Raw genomic sequence first — 16,079 nt, forward strand, 5'->3', positions numbered from 1 at the left:
CGTCCACGCGTTTGGCGCGGGGTGGAGCAGCCCGGTAGCTCGTCAGGCTCATAACCTGAAGGTCGCTGGTTCAAATCCAGCCCCCGCAACCAACACGCACACAGACAAACACCACCACAGATCAACAAACCAACCGACAGCACCCAAACGACCGCAAGCCCGCTGGCCACCATGCCCGCGGGCCTTTTGACGTTTGCGCTATCGATCGGCTGAACCGTACGCAGACCGCGCGAAGAGACCGCGCCACCCCGGCGAAGTGGTTTACCCACCCACCAGGCGCGAGCAGATCACCCCGCACCCCGCCGCAGGCAGGGGAGGGGGCTCTCGGTAATCCCGAGCCTGGACACTCGTCAAACGCAGGGCAGGGCAGAGGTCGCTCACCTTGATGCCGCCCAGGTTGGCCGCAGGATGGGTTTTCGACATGAGAGACCTTCCCATGACCGCCATGCGAGCGCTTCTTCTGACGGCTGCCGTGTTCGTGGGGACGGCGGGCGTTTATCTCGGCTGGGCCCTGACCAGCGACGAGGGTTATGCCGCCGGAGGCCGGGTGCTGAAGGCGCGTTACGGCTTCCTCGCCATGTCGCATGCCGAGCGGCAGAGCCTTCGCAAGCTCGCGATGATGAAGGCGGCCGGCCAGTGCGAGTGGGAACTCGACGAGACATTCTGGAAGCGTGTCTATCAGCTCTATGTCGGCGAAGAGCGAAGCGTGCGCGCCGCCGTCTACGCGACGCTGCTGGATGAGCAGGAACGCTATTTCCTGACGGATGCGGACCATCGCCGATGTCAGGCGGCCTGGGCCCGATTCGGCACGGCGGGCGCCGACGTGCCAGGCATTCTCCGCACTGTTCGCTCGGAGGCGAGCGATCCGGTCGAGGAGGTCTTGATCGACGTTCGCGCCGAGGCGAGCGCTCCCTGAAGGCGACGGATCGCCGGTCCGCGCGAGAGCAGAGCGGCCCCGGCGGTCGCAATCCTAAAAAAGCCCCATGGCCGCGCCATTGCGAAATGCCCGGCGAGGGCCGGATCGGTCTTGCCCGAACCGACGCTTCGCGCGACACGCAAGACCGTCATGCTCAAAACAGCCTTCGTCGCCGCGCGCGACCGTCAGCGCCTTTCGGAAATCGCTTCGGTTCTGATCGGCTTCGGGCTGACCAAGATCGTCGACCGACTCGGGCTGCACAACATCCCGCTCATTCCCCGGCGAACGCCGCGGGTCGATGTCACGCGGCTCTCGCAGCCGGAGCGGCTGCGCCGCGCCATCGAGACCCTGGGGCCGACCTTCATCAAGTTCGGTCAGGTTCTGGCGAGCCGCCCCGATCTGCTCTCGCCGGTCTGGACCGATGAGTTGGAGAAGCTGCACAGCCAGGTGAAGCCGGTGCCGTGGGCCTTGATCGGTCCGCAGCTCGAAGCCGATCTCGGCGCGCCGCCGGAACAGGTCTTCGCCGAGTTCGACCTCAATCCGATCGCCTCGGCCTCGATCGCCCAGGTCTACCGGGCGCGCTTGCATTCCGGCGAGGAGGTCGTGGTCAAGGTCCTGAGGCCGGGCCTGCGGAAGATCATCGAGGCGGATCTCCGGCTGATGGCGCATGGCGCCCGCATCGTCGAGGCGGAGTGGCCGGAAATGGCCCGCTATCAGCCTCAGGAGCAAATGCGCCACCTCGCCAACGGCCTCAACGGCGAGCTCGATCTGCTCAACGAGGCCCGCAACTGCGAGATGATCGCCGAGATCTTCGCCGGGCGCGACGACATCGTCATCCCGAAGATCTTCTGGGAATGGTGCTCCGAGCGGGTGCTCGTCCAAGAGTTCATCCACGGCATCTCGCCGAACGACGGCGCCGCATTGCGGACGATGGGCGCCGACAAGAAGGCGCTGGCCCAGAAAGGCTGCGACGCCTTCCTGCGCATGGCGCTGATCGAGGGCGTGTTCCACGCCGACCCGCATCCCGGCAACCTGCTGATCCTGCCCGGCAACCGGATCGGCTTCATCGATTTCGGCATCGTCGGGCGTCTGTCGCAGAAGCGGCGCCAGCAGCTTCTCGTGCTGATCGGCGCCATGCTCAAGCAAGATGTCGATGGCCTGATGGCCACGCTTCTCGACTGGACCGGCACGTCGAATCCGGACCTGAGCAAGCTGGAACAATCCGCCCAGAACTTCGTGCAGGCCCATTCCTCGATCCCGCTCAATCTCGGGCTCGTGCTCACCGACTTCATGACCATGGCCCGCGAGAACGACCTCGCGATGCCGACCGATCTGGCGATCCTGTTCAAGGGGCTCGTGACCGCCGACGGCGTCATGCGCCAGCTCGATCCCGGTTTCGACCTGTTCGCCGCCGCCGGCCCGACCGTGCGGGCGAGCATGCGCTCGCAATTCTCGCTACGCGGCCTGATGCGCAAGGCGGAATCGCTCGGGACCGGCCTCTACGGCGCGGCCTCCGAACTGCCGACGCTGATCCATCTCATGCTGGTGCGCCTCAAGCAGGGGCGCGTCACCGTCGAGATCGAGCTCAAGGGCATGGACAAGCTCGTGCGGGGCATCGAGCGGGGGGCCGCGCGGGTCGCGGTCGGCCTTGTCGTGGCGGCGTTCGCCACGCAGCTCGCGCCGCGGCTCATCGATCTCGGCACGCCGGCCTTCGTCATCATCGGGATGACCGTGGCGGTGCTTGGGATCGGCTGGCTGGTGTTGCTGAGCCGCGATCGTTGAGATCGATCGGGCGGGGCCCGGTGTTCTGAACGGACGGCCCGCCTCCGGTTGAAGGGCGCCGTGAATGCCGAGACGAATGTGCGCGCGGCCGCCGCCCAGGAGGGCGGGGCCGGTGCTGTCGCGGGGGCCGAAAGTCGGGTCTCAGGCGCGGATAACGGGCTTGGCCTTGAGGGCGGCGGCCAGCGCCTTGAGCTGACGGTCGAGGTCGGCCAGTTCGTTCAGGGCGATGGTCTTGTGCCCCGCCTTCACCGCGCGCTCGATATCGCTGACCTGCGAGGAGGCCATGCGCTTCAATTCAATCGCGAGTTGGTCCCTGGTCATCGGCGCTCCTTTCGTCACCAGGCTCGATGAGCCGGTGATAGGGGCTTAGGCTTAACCGGGAGTTTTCTCCGGGGCTTTCGCGTTCACCGTCCCGACCGCTGGCTGCCGATCAGATGCCTGAGGGCCAGTGCAGCCCCGAGGCCGAGGACGGTGAGGCCGAGTCCGCTCAAGGTCGAGGCGGACGGAAGCCGTTTGCGCGCGAGCCAGCCTCCATCCGATGCCGTGCCTTCGCGGACCGGCGCACGGAGCGCCCCGTGCGTCACCGGGGCGGGGTCCGCCCGGTCCAGCGCCCGGTTGAGAGCAAGGCCCATCAGGTGCTCGGTCGGGCCGGGTGCCAGGGCGTAGGCAGCCTGGGCGGCACGGGCGGGCCAGCCCACCGCGATTTCGTCGCGGGGATGGCGCACGACGTGAACGAGCGTCTCGGCCACCTCCTCGGGGGCGTAGAGCATCGGGCCGGGGTCGAGGGTGCGGCCGGAAACGTTGGCGCCGTGCACGAAGCCCGGCGTATCGACCATCGCCGGAAACACCGCGCAGACGTGAATATGGGGCGAGCGCCGCAATTCCTGGCGCAGGCTCGCGGAGAAGCCGCGCAGGCCGAACTTGCTCGCCGTGTAGGCCGCGGCGAAGGGCGCCGGTGCCCAGCCACCGAGCGAGACCATGTTGACGAGAACGCCCCGTCCCCGCTCGAGGAAGCGGGGCAGCACGGCGTAGGCACCATGCATCGCCCCGAACAGGTTCACCTCGACGGTGCGACGATGCAGGTCGAGCGGCGCATCCTGGAACGGGCCGAACACGCCGGTGCCGGCATTGTTGATCCAGGCGTCGATGCGGCCGAACCGATCCTCCGCCGCCCGCGCCAGGGCCTCGACCGCCTGCGGGTCGGTCACGTCGGTGGGCACCGCGAGCGCCGCCGAGCCGAGCCGGCTGCATTCCTCGGCGAGCCGGTCGAGCAAGTCCCGCCGCCGGGCCGCGACGACGACATGGGCACCGGCCCGCGCGAAGGCGAGGGCGCCGGCGCGTCCGATGCCGCTCGAGGCGCCGGTGATGACGACGACGGCTCCGTGAAGGTTTTTCAAAGCAGACTCCCGGCCAAGGCGTCTCGCCCCGAAGGGCCGGACGCTTCCGTTCGGCATTTTTGCAAAATCAGAGAATCGGCTTGCCGCCCGTCACCGCCACCGTGGCACCGGAGACGTAGCTCGATTCGTCGGAGGCCAGCATCACGTAGACCGGCGCGAGCTCCTTCGGCTGCCCCGGCCGCTTCATCGGCACCTGCGAGCCGAATTGCTTCACCTTCTCGGCCGGCATGGTCGAGGGAATCAGCGGCGTCCAGATCGGACCCGGGGCGACGCAATTCACGCGGATGCCCCTCTCGGCCAGCATCTGCGCGAGGCCGCCGGTGTAGTTCTGGATCGCGCCCTTGGTGGTGGCATAGGCCAGCAATTGCGGGGTCGGCGTGTCGGCGTTGACCGAGGTCGTGTTGATGATGGCCGAGCCCTCGCGCATGTGCGGCAGCACGGCCTTGGTCAGGTAGAACATCGCGTGGATGTTGACCTGGAACGTCTTCTCCCACTCCTCGTCCGAGATCTCCTCGGGATCGTTGAAGGTCGCCTGATGCGCGGCATTGTTGACGAGGATATCGACGCGCCCGAACGCTTTGACCGCCCGCTCGACGATGCGCTTGCAATGGGCGGCATCGCCGATATTGCCCGGCACGAGCACGGCCTTGCGGCCGGCTTCCTCGATCAGCTGACGTGTCTCGGCGGCGTCCTCCTCCTCATCGAGATAGGAGATGAGCACGTCGGCGCCTTCGCGGGCATAGGCCAGCGCCACGGCACGGCCGATCCCGGAATCACCGCCGGTGATGATCGCCTTCTTGCCCTCCAGGCGGCCGGAACCCTTGTAGCTCGTCTCACCGTGGTCGGGCCGCGGATTCATCGCATTCGTGGAGCCGGGCATGGGCTGCGGTTGGTCGGGAAAAGGCGGCTTCGGGAAGGATTCCATCGACCTTGCTCCGGTGCTGTCGGTTGTCGGGGGTGCCCGGACAACCCCGCCGCACGAGTCGGGTTCGGCCGAATTGTCGCGCGCCGCGCCTGTGCTCCGCAGGAGCCCCTGCGCGTTGGTGTGTTCGCTCGTTCCGCGGCCGGGATGAGCATCGTCGGGCTTGAAGGGAGAGCGGATGCGGGCCGAGCAGGCTTCACATCGTGAAGAGGGAGAGGATGCGGCGGAGCACGCCGCCGCGGATGCCGCGCGGGCGGAGACCGCCGTCGAGGAGACGCGCCGGGCCGACCGCGATACCAGCCGCATCCGCTGGCTGCGGGATCAGGTCACGCGGTTGCGCAAGCGCCTGCCGCTGCGGCGGCGCTTCTCCGGTGGGCTGGCGCATGGTGTGATGTCGGCGGTCGCTGCCATCGTCGCTTATCTGCCGACCCAGATGCTCGGCCTGCGCGAGGGATTCTGGGCCGCGATCACCGCCGTCGCCGTCGCGCAGACCGAGTTCGGCGCGACCCGCTCCACGGCCCGCGACCAATTCACCGGCGCCGCGATCGGCGGACTGATCGGGCTCGCTGCCTACCTGACCCTGGGACCGTCCCTGCCGACCTACGCCGCCACGGTCGTGCTCGCGATCCTGACCTGCTGGCTCGTCAACGTGGCGAGCGCCTGCCGGCTGGCCGGGATCACCGCCACCATCATCCTGCTGGTGCCGCATCTCGGGCCGGTGGAGCGGATGGCGGGATCGCGGGTGCTGGAGGTCGGCTGGGGCGTCTGCGTGGCGATCGGCACGGTCTGGCTCGTGACGCGTCTGAACCGGAGGTTCGGGATCAAGCTCTGACGTCGGCTGGCGGCAAGGGTGTCGGACGGGCGCCCGCCGGAAAACTCGGGTGGGAACTTGGCCGTATGCAGCGGGGGTTCCTGACAGGATGCCCGAGAGGCACCGCCTTCCACGCTCCGAGGACGTTTTATGAAAGCACTTTGCTGGCACGGCAAAGGTGACATTCGCTGTGACACGGTGCCGGATCCCACGATCGAGGATTCCCGCGACGTCATCATCAAAGTGACCGCCTGCGCGATCTGCGGCTCCGACCTCCACCTGATGGACGGACAGATGCCGACCATGAAGTCGGGCGACGTGCTCGGCCATGAATTCATGGGCGAGGTGGTCGAGACCGCGCCGGGCTTCACCAAGTTCAAGAAGGGCGACCGCATCGTCGTGCCCTTCAACATCAATTGCGGTGAGTGCCGCCAGTGTAGGCTCGGCAACTACTCCGTCTGCCAGCGCTCGAACCGCAATGCCGAGATGGCGGCCGCGCAGTTCGGCTTCACCACTGCCGGCCTGTTCGGCTACTCGCACATCACCGGCGGCTATGCCGGCGGGCAGGCCGAATATGTGCGCGTGCCCATGGCCGACGTGGCGCCGATGAAGGTGCCCGACGGCATGGACGACGAATCGGTCCTGTTCCTCACCGACATCCTGCCGACCGGCTGGCAGGGCGCTGAGCATTGCGAGATCAAGGGCGGCGAGATCATCGCCGTCTGGGGCGCGGGGCCCGTCGGCCTGTTCGCGATCCAGTCGGCCAAGATCATGGGCGCCGAGCGGATCATCGCCATCGACACGGTGCCCGAGCGCCTTGCGCTCGCCCGGAAATACGGCGCGACTGACATCATCGACTTCGCCAAGGAGGACGTGTTCGAGCGCATCAAGGAGATCAGCCGGGGTGAGGGCGCCGACGGCGTCATCGACTGCGTTGGCATGGAAGCCAGCGCCGGCCACGGCCTCTCCAGCGTGATCTCGACGCTGCAGGAGAAGCTGACGTCGACCGAGCGGCCCTACGCCCTGATGGAAGCGATCCGCGCGGTGCGGCCCTGCGGCATCGTCTCGGTGCCCGGCGTCTACGGTGGGCCGATCCCCGTCAATATGGGTGCGATCGTCCAGAAGGGCCTGACCCTCAAGAGCGGTCAGACGCACGTGAAGCGCTACCTCGAGCCGCTGACCAAGCTGATCCAGCAGGGCAAGTTCGACACCGCCTCGCTGATCACCCACCGCTCTGCCGACCTCGCGGACGGGCCCGACCTCTACAAGACCTTCCGCGACAAGAAGGACGGCTGCGTCAAGGTCGTCTTCCACCCGAACTAAAAGCACAGAGAAGAAAGGTCTCGGAGCGAGCCATGGCGCGCAAGGACGGTTTGAAATTCGGCGATCTCGGCCCGCGGGCCGCCCATCTCTGCGTCGATGCGCAGAGGATGTTTTCCGAGGAGACCGACTGGCACACGCCCTGGCTCGCCCGCATCCTGCCGAACATCGAGCGCATCGCCGCCGCCCATCCGGCGCGGACCGTGTTCACCCGGTTCGTGCCGATCCGCTCGGCCGAGGAGGGAAGGGGGGCCTGGCAGCGCTACTACGAGCACTGGCCCAAGATGACCCTGGATGCGCTCGGCCCGGACATGGTCGAACTGGTGCCGAGCGTGACCCGTTTCGTGCCGCCGGCCAAGGTGATCGACAAGATCGTCTACTCCCCCTGGATGGAACCCGAACTGGCAGGATTGCTGGAAGCGGAGGCGATCGACACCCTTGTGGTGACGGGCGGCGAGACCGATGTCTGCGTGCTCGCAACCATCCTCGGCGCGGTCGATCGCGGCTACCGGGTGATCGTCGCCTGCGATGCGGTGTGCTCTTCCGCCGACCAGACCTACGACGCGATGATGTTTCTCTACCAAAGCCGCTTCGGCGAGCAGATCGAGACGGCCTCGACCGACGAGATTCTGGGCGCGTGGTCCTGATCGCCGACGGAAACTGGGCCGTTCGCGGCCGGGTTTCGGTGTGACAGACGGTGGTGCTCGTTGCCGGCGTCGGGTTCGTTGCGGCGGCAAGCCTGATCGGCGGCACCCGCCACCGCTGAGTTCGGCCCGCGCATGGCGCGGGCCCCTCGTTACGACCCGCGCTCTGCCGAACCGGCATCCACCTCGGCGGAGCGCGCCGCGAGCCCAACCCGATGGATGTCCCCGAAACGGATCCGACGTGGCGAGCCTGGACACAACCCTGGACATCTTCTCGGCACTGCTCGCATCCGAGCAACCGGTTCCGGTCGGCGAGGCCGACGAGGCGATCTGGGCCTATCTCGCCGCGTTCGGCGGTCTCGATGCGCAGGTGAAGGCCCTCGATCGGCTCGCGGAGGGCGTGGCCGGCCTCGATGCCACGTCCGCCTTCATGCCGAGCCTGCGCGATGCCCTTGAGCGCCACCGAGCGCGCCTCTCCGAACCGTCCGCCTGACGGCTCTCCTCAGAACAGCGTTCGCCAGCGACGAGATCGGCCCCTCGCATCCGCTTCCAATATGAGTTGCCGCCCCACCGATGGAGCGATGCCCCCTATGGCGATCAGGCGGGGGAGCTTGGCCCCATCGAGCGCATCGCCGCGGCAATCTTCGCAGCTCGAAGAATGCGTGCCCGCAGTCTTTAAGGCTGCGCTTGCAACACCGTGAGGCATAAGAGGTGCGAATTGCGACGCTTCTGTTTTCGCCGGCGCGTCGATCGTCCTGCGAACAGCCGAGGTTTGCTGTCGGGAACAATCATTCGTTGGCGTCATATTATCGCCTCTTGTTTCCGTAGAGTGCAGGCATCTCACAGATCGACGGTACGGAGAGCGCAGGCGACGGCGCACCGTACGCCTCACCCTCGTCGCTGAGTTGGATGCTGCATGCTCAAGTTCGCCCTCACCGCTGCTCTGGCCGCCGCGCTTGCCTCGCCGGCGATGGCGGGAGATTTCGATGGGACGTGGTCGGTTCAACTCGTGACCGAAAGCGGCATGTGCGACGCCCAATACAGCTACACCTTGGCCGTACGGGATGGACAGGTCCGCCCGGTCACCGCGGTGGCCTCCGGCGGCACCACGGTGAGCGGCCGTGTCGGGGCGGATGGGGGTGTCGGCCTGAACGTCGCGGCTTCGGCCGCGAACGGGACCGCCTCGGGCCGGCTCCAGGCCCGCTCGGGCTCCGGCACGTGGCGCGTCTCCGGCGGCCTCTGCACCGGCCGTTGGGTGGCCAAGCGCCACACGCTCCGGACCGCGCTTGCCGAGTAACCGGATCGTCGGTCTTTCAAAATAGAGGGGCGAGCCCGCAAGGCTCGCCCCTTTTTTCGTGCGTGAGGGGTCCGTACGTCGTCAGGCGGCCGCTTCGAGCCAAGCCCGCGCCTCGCCGATACGGGCGCGCTCGAACACCTTGATCTGCACCGGCGAGACGAAGCCGAACGTCTCGGCCACGGCCTTGAGCCAGGTCGCGTCGGTGACAAGGGCTACGTGGCTCACGCCCTTCATCATCGAGATGCCGAAGCGCGGATCCTTGAAGAAGGCCGCCGGCTCCATGCCCTCGAAGCTGCGGATGTCTTCCAAGAGTTTGATGCGGCCGCCCTTGTCGAGGTCGGCCTTCATCGCGGTCATGACCGTGTTCATCTCCTCATCGGAGATCTTCCCATCGACGACGATCTCGGCGATGGCGGAATCGGGCTTCTTCTCATAGGTCAGCAAGGCGCGGCGCTCCTCGAATGAGCCGAGGACGAGCGCGCCCGCAGCAAACTGCAAGCGACCTCGATCGACGGCGGACGGGCGCGATTATAGGAAGCTCTGCGGGTCCACGTCGATTGCGACCTTGAGGTTACCCCGCGGCTTCGGTCCGCGCGCCAGCCAATCCCGCAGATAACTCTGCACGTCGATGCCGCGCTCGGTCTTCACCAGCAGCCGGAAGCGCCAGCGCCCGCGCACCAGGGCAAGCGGCGCCTCCGCCGGTCCGAGCACGGAAATGCCGGGCGGCGGTTCGGCGACGCGCGCCAGCGCCTGACCATGCGCCTCGGCCTTCTCGCGCTCTTCCCCGGAGACGATCAGCGCCGCGAGCCGCCCGAACGGCGGAAGCCCCGCGGCCTCGCGGGCATAGATCTCTTCCTCGTAGAAGCGGTCGGCATCTCCCGAGAGCAGGGCGGCGATGACCGGATGCTCGGGCTGGTAGGTCTGCACCAGGGCGCGTCCCGGCCGCTCGCCGCGCCCCGCGCGCCCCGTCACCTGCTGCAGGAGTTGAAAGGTGCGCTCGGCCGCGCGCGGATCGCCGGAGGTGAGGCCGATATCGGCATCGAGCACGCCGACGAGGGTCAGGTGCGGGAAGTTGTGGCCCTTGGCCACGAGCTGCGTGCCGACGACGATGTCGCAATCGCCCGCCGCCACCGTCTCCAGTTCCTGCTGCAGCCGCTCGGCGCCGCCGGGAAAGTCGCTCGACAGCACGACGATGCGCTGTTCGGGGAACAGCTCGGTCACCTCCTCGGCGATCCGCTCGACGCCCGGCCCGCAGGGCGTGAGATGGTCGAAGGCCCCGCACTCGGTGCAGGCCTCGGGCTTGCGCTCGGCGTAGCCGCATTGGTGGCAGACCAGCGCCCGGCGGAAGCGGTGCTCCACGAGCCAAGTCGAACAGTTGCGGCACTGGTAGCGGTGGCCGCAGGCCCGGCACAGGGTGAGTGGCGCGTAGCCCCGGCGGTTGAGGAACAGCAGTGCCTGATCGCCCGCCGCCAGCGTCGCCTTCACCGCATTCACCATCGGCGGCGACAGGAAGCGCCCGCGCTCCGGCTTGTCGCGGCGCATGTCGATGGCCGCGATGTCGGGCATCGGCCGCCCGCCGAAGCGGCCGGGGAGCGCCACGTGGCGGTAGCGCCCGCTCTGCGCGTTGACCCGCGACTCGATCGACGGCGTGGCCGAGGCGAGCACCACCGGGCAGCCCTCGATCTTGCCGCGCACCACCGCCATGTCGCGGGCGTGATAATGGACGCCGTCCTCCTGCTTGTAGGCGGATTCGTGCTCCTCATCGACGACGATCAGGCCGAGATTCCGGAACGGCAGGAACAGGGCCGAGCGGGCGCCGACCACCACCGAGACGTCGCCCGCGGCCACGCCCGCCCGCAGCCGCTCGCGGCGCTTGCCGCCGATGCCGGAATGCCAGGTCGCCGGCCGCACCCCGAAGCGCCCGGCGAAGCGGTCGAGAAACTGCGCGGTCAGCGCGATCTCCGGCATCAGCACCAGGGCTTGCCGCCCCTGCCGCACGCATTCGGCCACCGCCTCGAAATAGACCTCGGTCTTGCCCGAGCCGGTGACGCCTTCGAGGAGGATCGTCTCACAGGTCGCGGCATCGGCAGGGGAAGGGGCGTTCGCGATGAGAGCATGCGCGGCTTCCGCCTGCGCATCGGACAGCGGCACCCGCGGATGGTCCGGGTCCGGCGGCAGCGCCACGGGCTCGGGCATCAGCGCCACGGTCTCCAGCGCGCCGTCATCGATCAGTCCATCGACCACGCTGAGCGAGACGCCGGCTTCCTTGGCAAGGGCGCTCTTGCCCCGCACCGCGTTGTCGGCGGCGACCGCCATCACCTTGCCGCGGGCGACCGTCTGCCGGCTCGGCGGCTTGCCGGCGGCGCGCACGCCGACACGCGGCGCCTCGTTGCGGGCGGCCTCGTCGGGCAGGCGCAGGGCCATGGCGAGCGCCGATCCCTTCGGCGCCAGGGTGTAGCGCGCGAGCCAATCGACCAGCTTGCGCAAGCCCTCCGAGAGCGGCGGCGCCTCGACCTTGCCCGTCACCGGCCGCAGGTTTCCCCCCGAGGCCCGCTCGTCGAGGCCCCAGACCACGCCGATCGTCTCGCGCGGACCCAGGGGCACCTGCACGATGTCGCCCTCGGCGAGGGTGAGGCCGGCCGGCACCGCGTAGCTGTAGGCGGTGTCGAGCGCGAGCGGGATCAGGATATCGGCGACGGCAGGCATGGAATCATGAGGATGGAATCACGAGAGCGGTCAGATATGTTCTATATATGTTCTTGCCAGCGGAGGCGAATGCGGCTTGGCCCTTATCGGATGCCCGAGAGCCCCCGCGCAACGGGAACGGCCGACAGGCTGACGATGGCCATCACCCAGAAGCCTTTCGCGCCGATGTGATCGTAGAGGAAGCCCGAGAGCAGCAGCATCAGCGCGGAGGCGAGCCCGAGCCCGAAGGTGCCGTAGACCGTCAGCGCCGTGGCCCGGCGCTGCTCCGGCACGGTCTCCACGATCAGCCGCAGGCAGGCGAGATGCAGAAGCGCGAAGGTCAGCCCGTGCAGGGCTTGGATCAGGATGAGGCCGGGCAGCCAGGAGGTCTGCGCCTGCACCGCCCAGCGCAACGCTCCGGCAAACGCCGCGAGTGCCAGCGCCCGATCCGGCCCGATCCGCGCCAGGAGCCGCGGCCCGAGCCAGAGGAACACCGCCACCTCGGCCAAGACCGCTTCTGCCCAGAGCAGGCCCGCCACCCGCGGCCCGATTCCCGCTGCCTGCCAGACGATCACCGCGAAGGCGTCGTGCATCGCATGCGCGCCGATCACCAGCGCGGCGGTGAGGACGAGCCGGCGGAAGCGGGCATTCGCGGCAAGCGCCGCAAACCCACCGCCCGCGCCCTCGGCCGGCATCGCGGGCGCGGCATTCCGCGGGAGGTGCCATGTCAGCGCGGCCCCGACGGCGAACAGAATGCCGCAGGCGAGGGGGCCGGCGCCGTAGCCGAAGATCCCGATAATGGAACCGGCAAGGACGGTGGTCGCGATGAAGGCGGCCGAGCCGACGCCGCGGATGCGGCCGTAGACGGCCCCGTCGCGGTTGCCGGCAAGCGCCACCGTATCGGCCAGCGGCGCGAGCGGCGCGGTCGCCGCCGCCTGGGCGAGGGCGACCGTGAACAGCACGAAGAAGCCGTGGCCACCGAGGAAAGCGAGGGTGAACACCGCCGAGAGGGCGAGTGCTCCGGCCAGAAAGGCCCGCACGGCCCCGTGCCGGTCGGCAAGCCGTCCCGCCAGCGGCCCGGCGGCAAGCCGCACCAGCATCGCGGCGGAGAGCAACGTTCCGATTTCGCTCGGTCCCAATCCCCGCGTTTCGAGGAAAGCGGGCAGGAAGGGCGAGAGCGCCCCATAGGCACCGTAGAGCGTGGCGAAGAGCAGGAGGAGGCGGCCCGAACCGGTCCGCCCATCGCGCGCCGTGCCTTCCTCCGTCGCCGACACCCCGCACGCCTCGCTGAAATTCCCCGCCGCGACCCTGCCAGGGAATGCCTCCGGATCGAAGTGCGGCCGGCCGCCGTCTTCCTGCTTCGCCCCCTGTCGAACGGCGCCGACTCGAGTTCCTCAGCGCAATTCGGCGATCTCCGCACCGCACTGTCCTCGGCCCGTGGACCAGCCATCGGCGTGTGCAGGCTCGGCCGAAGCGAAGGTGGGTGCGCCCGCTTCCGGAGTGCTGCCGCCCTCCAGAGGGTGATCCCACCTCGGAGTTCGGCGACGATGGGCCCCCGGTCTCCGGGTTAACGATCGTGGGGCGGATGAAGGCAGAGCCGCATTCTGCCGGTATCGACAGCCGATCCACCCTTGACGCGCAAGCGTGAGCGCGCAGCATCATTCGGGACAACGGCTTGGCTCCTCATCGATACATCGGAAGAAACCGAACGGTGACCACTCCCCACTGCAAGGCATTCGCCGCCGCAGCGCCCACACGGCCATGAGCGGAACGGGCGCCGACGGGACCGAAGGCGTCCTGCTGCTGCACGGTATCGCTCGCCGGGCCGCCTCGCTGCGCCCGCTGGAACGCCGGCTGACACGCGCCGGCTACGTCACCCTCAACCTCGATTATCCGGCACGCCGGCTCGGACTCGCCGACATCGCCGAAGGGATCGCGCCTACCGTCGCAGCCTTCGCAGGGGAGGTGGCGCGCCTCCACATCGTCACCCATTCCATGGGCGGTCTCGTCGCCCGCGTGCTCCTGGCCCGGCACCGGCCGGACAAGCTCGGGCGCGTGGTGATGCTGGGCCCGCCCAATGGCGGCAGCGAGATCGCCGATGCGCTGCACCGTCTCGCACTCTACCGCCGGTTCTTCGGCCCGGCCGGCACCGAACTCGGCACGGAGCGCGGGGCCGCGCAGGCACGCCTCTTCGGCCCGGTCGATTACCCGCTCGGCATCATCGCCGGCCGCCGTAGCCTCTATCCTCTGGCCTCGCTGTGGCTGCTGCCGGGGCCGAACGACGGACGCGTCACGGTTGCGCGCACCCGCCTCGACGGGATGACCGACCATATCGTGCTGCCGACCGCGCACCCGACGATGATGTGGAACCGGAGCGTGGCCGCCGAGACCCTGCATTTCCTGCGCGAGGGGCGCTTCAGCCGCCGGTGAAGGATCGCGCCGCGGGCGGGCCAAAAGTCGGCCAATGGAACGAGCCGGCAACCACCTCTTGGAACGATGCGCGATCCGTTCCATTTTCCTCAAGTCGACAGGCTGCCCTCGCCTTCAAACTGGTCTAAGGAGCGTGCTGCCGACGGTCGCGCTCCGGGGCTCGTCGGCCGTGTGGCGGTCATGCCGCCCGTCTCGACGTGTCACCCGAGATAAAGGGGCCTCCATCGGCCATGAGCAGCCTCGTCACCGCGCCCGGCGCGACCACCCGCCCGCAATCGCAGCTCGTGACCGTGTTCGGCGGGTCCGGCTTCCTCGGGCGCCACGTGGTGCGGGCCCTGGCAAAGCGCGGTTATCGAATTCGCGTCGCCGTACGCCGGCCCGATCTCGCCCTGTTCCTGCAACCGCTCGGCAAGGTCGGTCAGATCGTCGGCGTCCAGGCCAATCTTCGCTATCCCGATTCGATCCGCCGTGCGGTCGAGCATTCCGACATCGTCATCAACCTCGTCGGCATCCTTCAGGAATCGGGCAGCCAGCGCTTCTCGAAGCTCCAGACCGAGGGGGCCGGCGAGATCGCCCGAGCCGCCGCGGCGGTGGGTGCAAAGCTGGTCCACGTCTCGGCGCTCGGCGCCGACCCGGATTCTCCCTCGCTCTACGCTCGCTCCAAGGCGCTCGGTGAGGCGGAGGTGTTGCGAGCCTCTCCCAATGCCGTGATCTTCCGGCCCTCGCTGGTGTTCGGGCCCGGCGACGGTTTCTTCAACCGCTTCGCCTCGCTCGCGACCTTCCTGCCGGCCCTGCCGCTCGCCGGCGCGCAAACCCGCTTCCAACCGGTCTTCGTCGGCGATGTCGCAGAGGCAATCGCCCGCGCGGTCGATGGGTTGGTGCCCGGCGGCCGGGTCTACGAACTCGGCGGGCCGGAGGTGAATACGCTCGAATACTTTGTGCGCTACATGCTCGAAGTGACCATGCGCCGCCGCGCCGTGCTCGACCTGCCGGAGCCCGTGGCACGCCTGCAGGCTCGGGTGATCGAGATCGCCGACACGCTGACCCTCGGGCTGCTTCCGGCCAACCTCAAACTGACACGTGATCAGGTCGCCCTGCTTCAGATCGACAACGTCGTCTCGGACGCGGCGAAGGCGGAAGGGCGCACCATCGAGGCGCTCGGCATCGTGCCGACGGCGGTCGAGGCGATCGTGCCCGGCTATCTCTGGCGGTTCCGCAAGGCGGGGCAATTCGCTCAAGGGCGTGGCACCGAGGCGGAGGCCGGCGTGCCCGATCTCCTGGCCCCCCACAGCGAGTCGACCCAGTCGACGCATCGCCCCGGTCGCGCCAGCGGCCCCGCGATCGGCCAGCAGGCCGCTGGCGAAAGCCGCGAAGGCGTCCGTTGGGGGACGCGCGGTTGAGAGGGGAGGGCACTCCGCTCGCGGAGTGCCCCTCGGGCGCAGCAGGCCGGCCCGTAGCGGGCGTTTTTCGATTCCCCCGCGTTTTTCCGATTGACGCGGTGTGGGGCTGTCCTTATACCTCCTTTCACCGACGGGGCGCCGCGGTCCACCGGATGGTGGGTCGGGGGTTTGGTCGGTCTTCGGGATTGTTGGTGAGCGGAGCTGATCCGGGTGACTGGNCCTTTCACCGACGGGGCGCCGCGGTCCACCGGATGGTGGGTCGGGGGTTTGGTCGGTCTTCGGGATTGTTGGTGAGCGGAGCTGATCCGGGTGACTGGATCGGGCGATCGCTGTCCTTCTAGTTCCGGGGTGTCGGTTGATCCGGGCGCTGTGGCGCTTGACTGGGTCGGTTGACAGAACGGTTCGCCGGCTCTAGACGCCGCGGACTGCCGGCGCCGGGTGATCCCGCGCTGCGGACTTCATCGCTGAAGGGTGG

At 68.5% G+C, this 16,079-nt stretch carries 15 protein-coding genes and 1 tRNA gene; 10 read left to right on the forward strand and 6 right to left on the reverse strand.

Annotated features, from left to right (window positions below):
- The first annotated feature begins 15 nt into the window (after positions 1–15).
- The 3 genes from ASF53_RS13575 to ASF53_RS13585 all read left to right on the forward strand — a co-directional run bounded on the left by ASF53_RS13575 (position 16) and on the right by ASF53_RS13585 (position 2,698).
- Positions 16–92: transfer RNA gene (locus ASF53_RS13575), tRNA-Met, on the forward strand.
- Positions 93–436: 344 nt separating this feature from the next.
- Positions 437–916, forward strand: a complete 480-nt coding sequence (locus tag ASF53_RS13580; RefSeq protein ID WP_056199076.1) for a hypothetical protein — start codon at positions 437–439, stop codon at positions 914–916.
- A gap of 150 nt (positions 917–1,066) precedes the next feature.
- Complete coding sequence (locus ASF53_RS13585) at positions 1,067–2,698, forward strand: ABC1 kinase family protein (protein WP_056199112.1); 1,632 nt, start codon at positions 1,067–1,069, stop codon at positions 2,696–2,698.
- Between the two features lie 141 nt (positions 2,699–2,839).
- On the opposite strand, the gene ASF53_RS13590 is transcribed toward ASF53_RS13585, so the two are convergent.
- The 3 genes from ASF53_RS13590 to ASF53_RS13600 form a co-directional block, all read right to left on the reverse strand.
- Entirely contained in the window at positions 2,840–3,019 is a 180-nt protein-coding gene (locus tag ASF53_RS13590) for a hypothetical protein (RefSeq protein WP_003604447.1), read from the reverse strand.
- An 83-nt stretch (positions 3,020–3,102) separates the two neighbouring features.
- Positions 3,103–4,095 (reverse strand): SDR family oxidoreductase, encoded by a 993-nt coding sequence (locus ASF53_RS13595; RefSeq protein ID WP_056199080.1) that lies wholly within the window; start codon positions 4,093–4,095, stop codon positions 3,103–3,105.
- 67 nt (positions 4,096–4,162) lie between these two features.
- Entirely contained in the window at positions 4,163–5,020 is an 858-nt protein-coding gene (locus ASF53_RS13600; RefSeq protein ID WP_056199082.1) for an SDR family oxidoreductase, read from the reverse strand.
- A 175-nt stretch (positions 5,021–5,195) separates the two neighbouring features.
- Between ASF53_RS13600 and ASF53_RS13605 the strand changes: the two genes are divergently transcribed.
- From ASF53_RS13605 to ASF53_RS13625, 5 genes are all read left to right on the forward strand, one after another.
- On the forward strand, positions 5,196–5,849 hold the full coding sequence (locus tag ASF53_RS13605; protein ID WP_056199084.1) for an FUSC family protein: 654 nt from the start codon (positions 5,196–5,198) through the stop codon (positions 5,847–5,849).
- A gap of 129 nt (positions 5,850–5,978) precedes the next feature.
- On the forward strand, positions 5,979–7,151 hold the full coding sequence (locus tag ASF53_RS13610) for a zinc-dependent alcohol dehydrogenase (RefSeq protein ID WP_056199087.1): 1,173 nt from the start codon (positions 5,979–5,981) through the stop codon (positions 7,149–7,151).
- 32 nt (positions 7,152–7,183) lie between these two features.
- On the forward strand, positions 7,184–7,795 hold the full coding sequence (locus ASF53_RS13615) for a cysteine hydrolase family protein (RefSeq protein WP_056199092.1): 612 nt from the start codon (positions 7,184–7,186) through the stop codon (positions 7,793–7,795).
- A 238-nt stretch (positions 7,796–8,033) separates the two neighbouring features.
- Positions 8,034–8,285 carry a hypothetical protein gene (locus ASF53_RS13620; RefSeq protein WP_056199094.1) on the forward strand — a complete coding sequence of 84 codons (252 nt, stop codon included), beginning with the start codon at positions 8,034–8,036 and terminating at the stop codon, positions 8,283–8,285.
- Positions 8,286–8,708: 423 nt separating this feature from the next.
- Positions 8,709–9,089 (forward strand): hypothetical protein, encoded by a 381-nt coding sequence (locus ASF53_RS13625; RefSeq protein WP_056199097.1) that lies wholly within the window; start codon positions 8,709–8,711, stop codon positions 9,087–9,089.
- 81 nt (positions 9,090–9,170) lie between these two features.
- Here ASF53_RS13625 and ASF53_RS13630 read toward each other — a convergent pair whose 3' ends face one another.
- From ASF53_RS13630 to ASF53_RS13640, 3 genes are all read right to left on the reverse strand, one after another.
- Positions 9,171–9,533 (reverse strand): SpoIIAA family protein, encoded by a 363-nt coding sequence (locus ASF53_RS13630; RefSeq protein WP_056199116.1) that lies wholly within the window; start codon positions 9,531–9,533, stop codon positions 9,171–9,173.
- An 84-nt stretch (positions 9,534–9,617) separates the two neighbouring features.
- Positions 9,618–11,795 (reverse strand): primosomal protein N', encoded by a 2,178-nt coding sequence (locus ASF53_RS13635; protein ID WP_056199100.1) that lies wholly within the window; start codon positions 11,793–11,795, stop codon positions 9,618–9,620.
- Between the two features lie 83 nt (positions 11,796–11,878).
- Positions 11,879–13,048, reverse strand: coding sequence for an MFS transporter (locus tag ASF53_RS13640; RefSeq protein WP_056199103.1), 1,170 nt, complete (start codon positions 13,046–13,048; stop codon positions 11,879–11,881).
- 487 nt (positions 13,049–13,535) lie between these two features.
- Between ASF53_RS13640 and ASF53_RS13645 the strand changes: the two genes are divergently transcribed.
- Together ASF53_RS13645 and ASF53_RS13650 are read left to right on the forward strand one after the other, a co-directional pair.
- Positions 13,536–14,204 (forward strand): alpha/beta hydrolase, encoded by a 669-nt coding sequence (locus tag ASF53_RS13645; RefSeq protein ID WP_056199106.1) that lies wholly within the window; start codon positions 13,536–13,538, stop codon positions 14,202–14,204.
- 230 nt (positions 14,205–14,434) lie between these two features.
- Positions 14,435–15,604, forward strand: coding sequence for a complex I NDUFA9 subunit family protein (locus tag ASF53_RS13650; protein ID WP_056199110.1), 1,170 nt, complete (start codon positions 14,435–14,437; stop codon positions 15,602–15,604).
- Positions 15,605–16,079 lie beyond the last annotated feature (475 nt).

The sequence above is a fragment of the Methylobacterium sp. Leaf123 genome (assembly GCF_001423405.1).
Lineage (GTDB): Bacteria > Pseudomonadota > Alphaproteobacteria > Rhizobiales > Beijerinckiaceae > Methylobacterium.

Coding starts and splice junctions, on each gene's coding strand:
- ASF53_RS13585 (WP_056199112.1), top strand. CDS start 1,067: ATGCTCAAAACAGCCTTCGTCGCCGCGCGCGACCGTCAGCGCCTTTCG.
- ASF53_RS13590 (WP_003604447.1), bottom strand. CDS start 3,019: ATGACCAGGGACCAACTCGCGATTGAATTGAAGCGCATGGCCTCCTCG.
- ASF53_RS13610 (WP_056199087.1), top strand. CDS start 5,979: ATGAAAGCACTTTGCTGGCACGGCAAAGGTGACATTCGCTGTGACACG.
- ASF53_RS13645 (WP_056199106.1), top strand. CDS start 13,536: ATGAGCGGAACGGGCGCCGACGGGACCGAAGGCGTCCTGCTGCTGCAC.
- ASF53_RS13605 (WP_056199084.1), top strand. CDS start 5,196: ATGCGGGCCGAGCAGGCTTCACATCGTGAAGAGGGAGAGGATGCGGCG.
- ASF53_RS13615 (WP_056199092.1), top strand. CDS start 7,184: ATGGCGCGCAAGGACGGTTTGAAATTCGGCGATCTCGGCCCGCGGGCC.
- ASF53_RS13600 (WP_056199082.1), bottom strand. CDS start 5,020: ATGGAATCCTTCCCGAAGCCGCCTTTTCCCGACCAACCGCAGCCCATG.
- ASF53_RS13635 (WP_056199100.1), bottom strand. CDS start 11,795: ATGCCTGCCGTCGCCGATATCCTGATCCCGCTCGCGCTCGACACCGCC.
- ASF53_RS13580 (WP_056199076.1), top strand. CDS start 437: ATGACCGCCATGCGAGCGCTTCTTCTGACGGCTGCCGTGTTCGTGGGG.
- ASF53_RS13625 (WP_056199097.1), top strand. CDS start 8,709: ATGCTCAAGTTCGCCCTCACCGCTGCTCTGGCCGCCGCGCTTGCCTCG.
- ASF53_RS13650 (WP_056199110.1), top strand. CDS start 14,435: ATGAGCAGCCTCGTCACCGCGCCCGGCGCGACCACCCGCCCGCAATCG.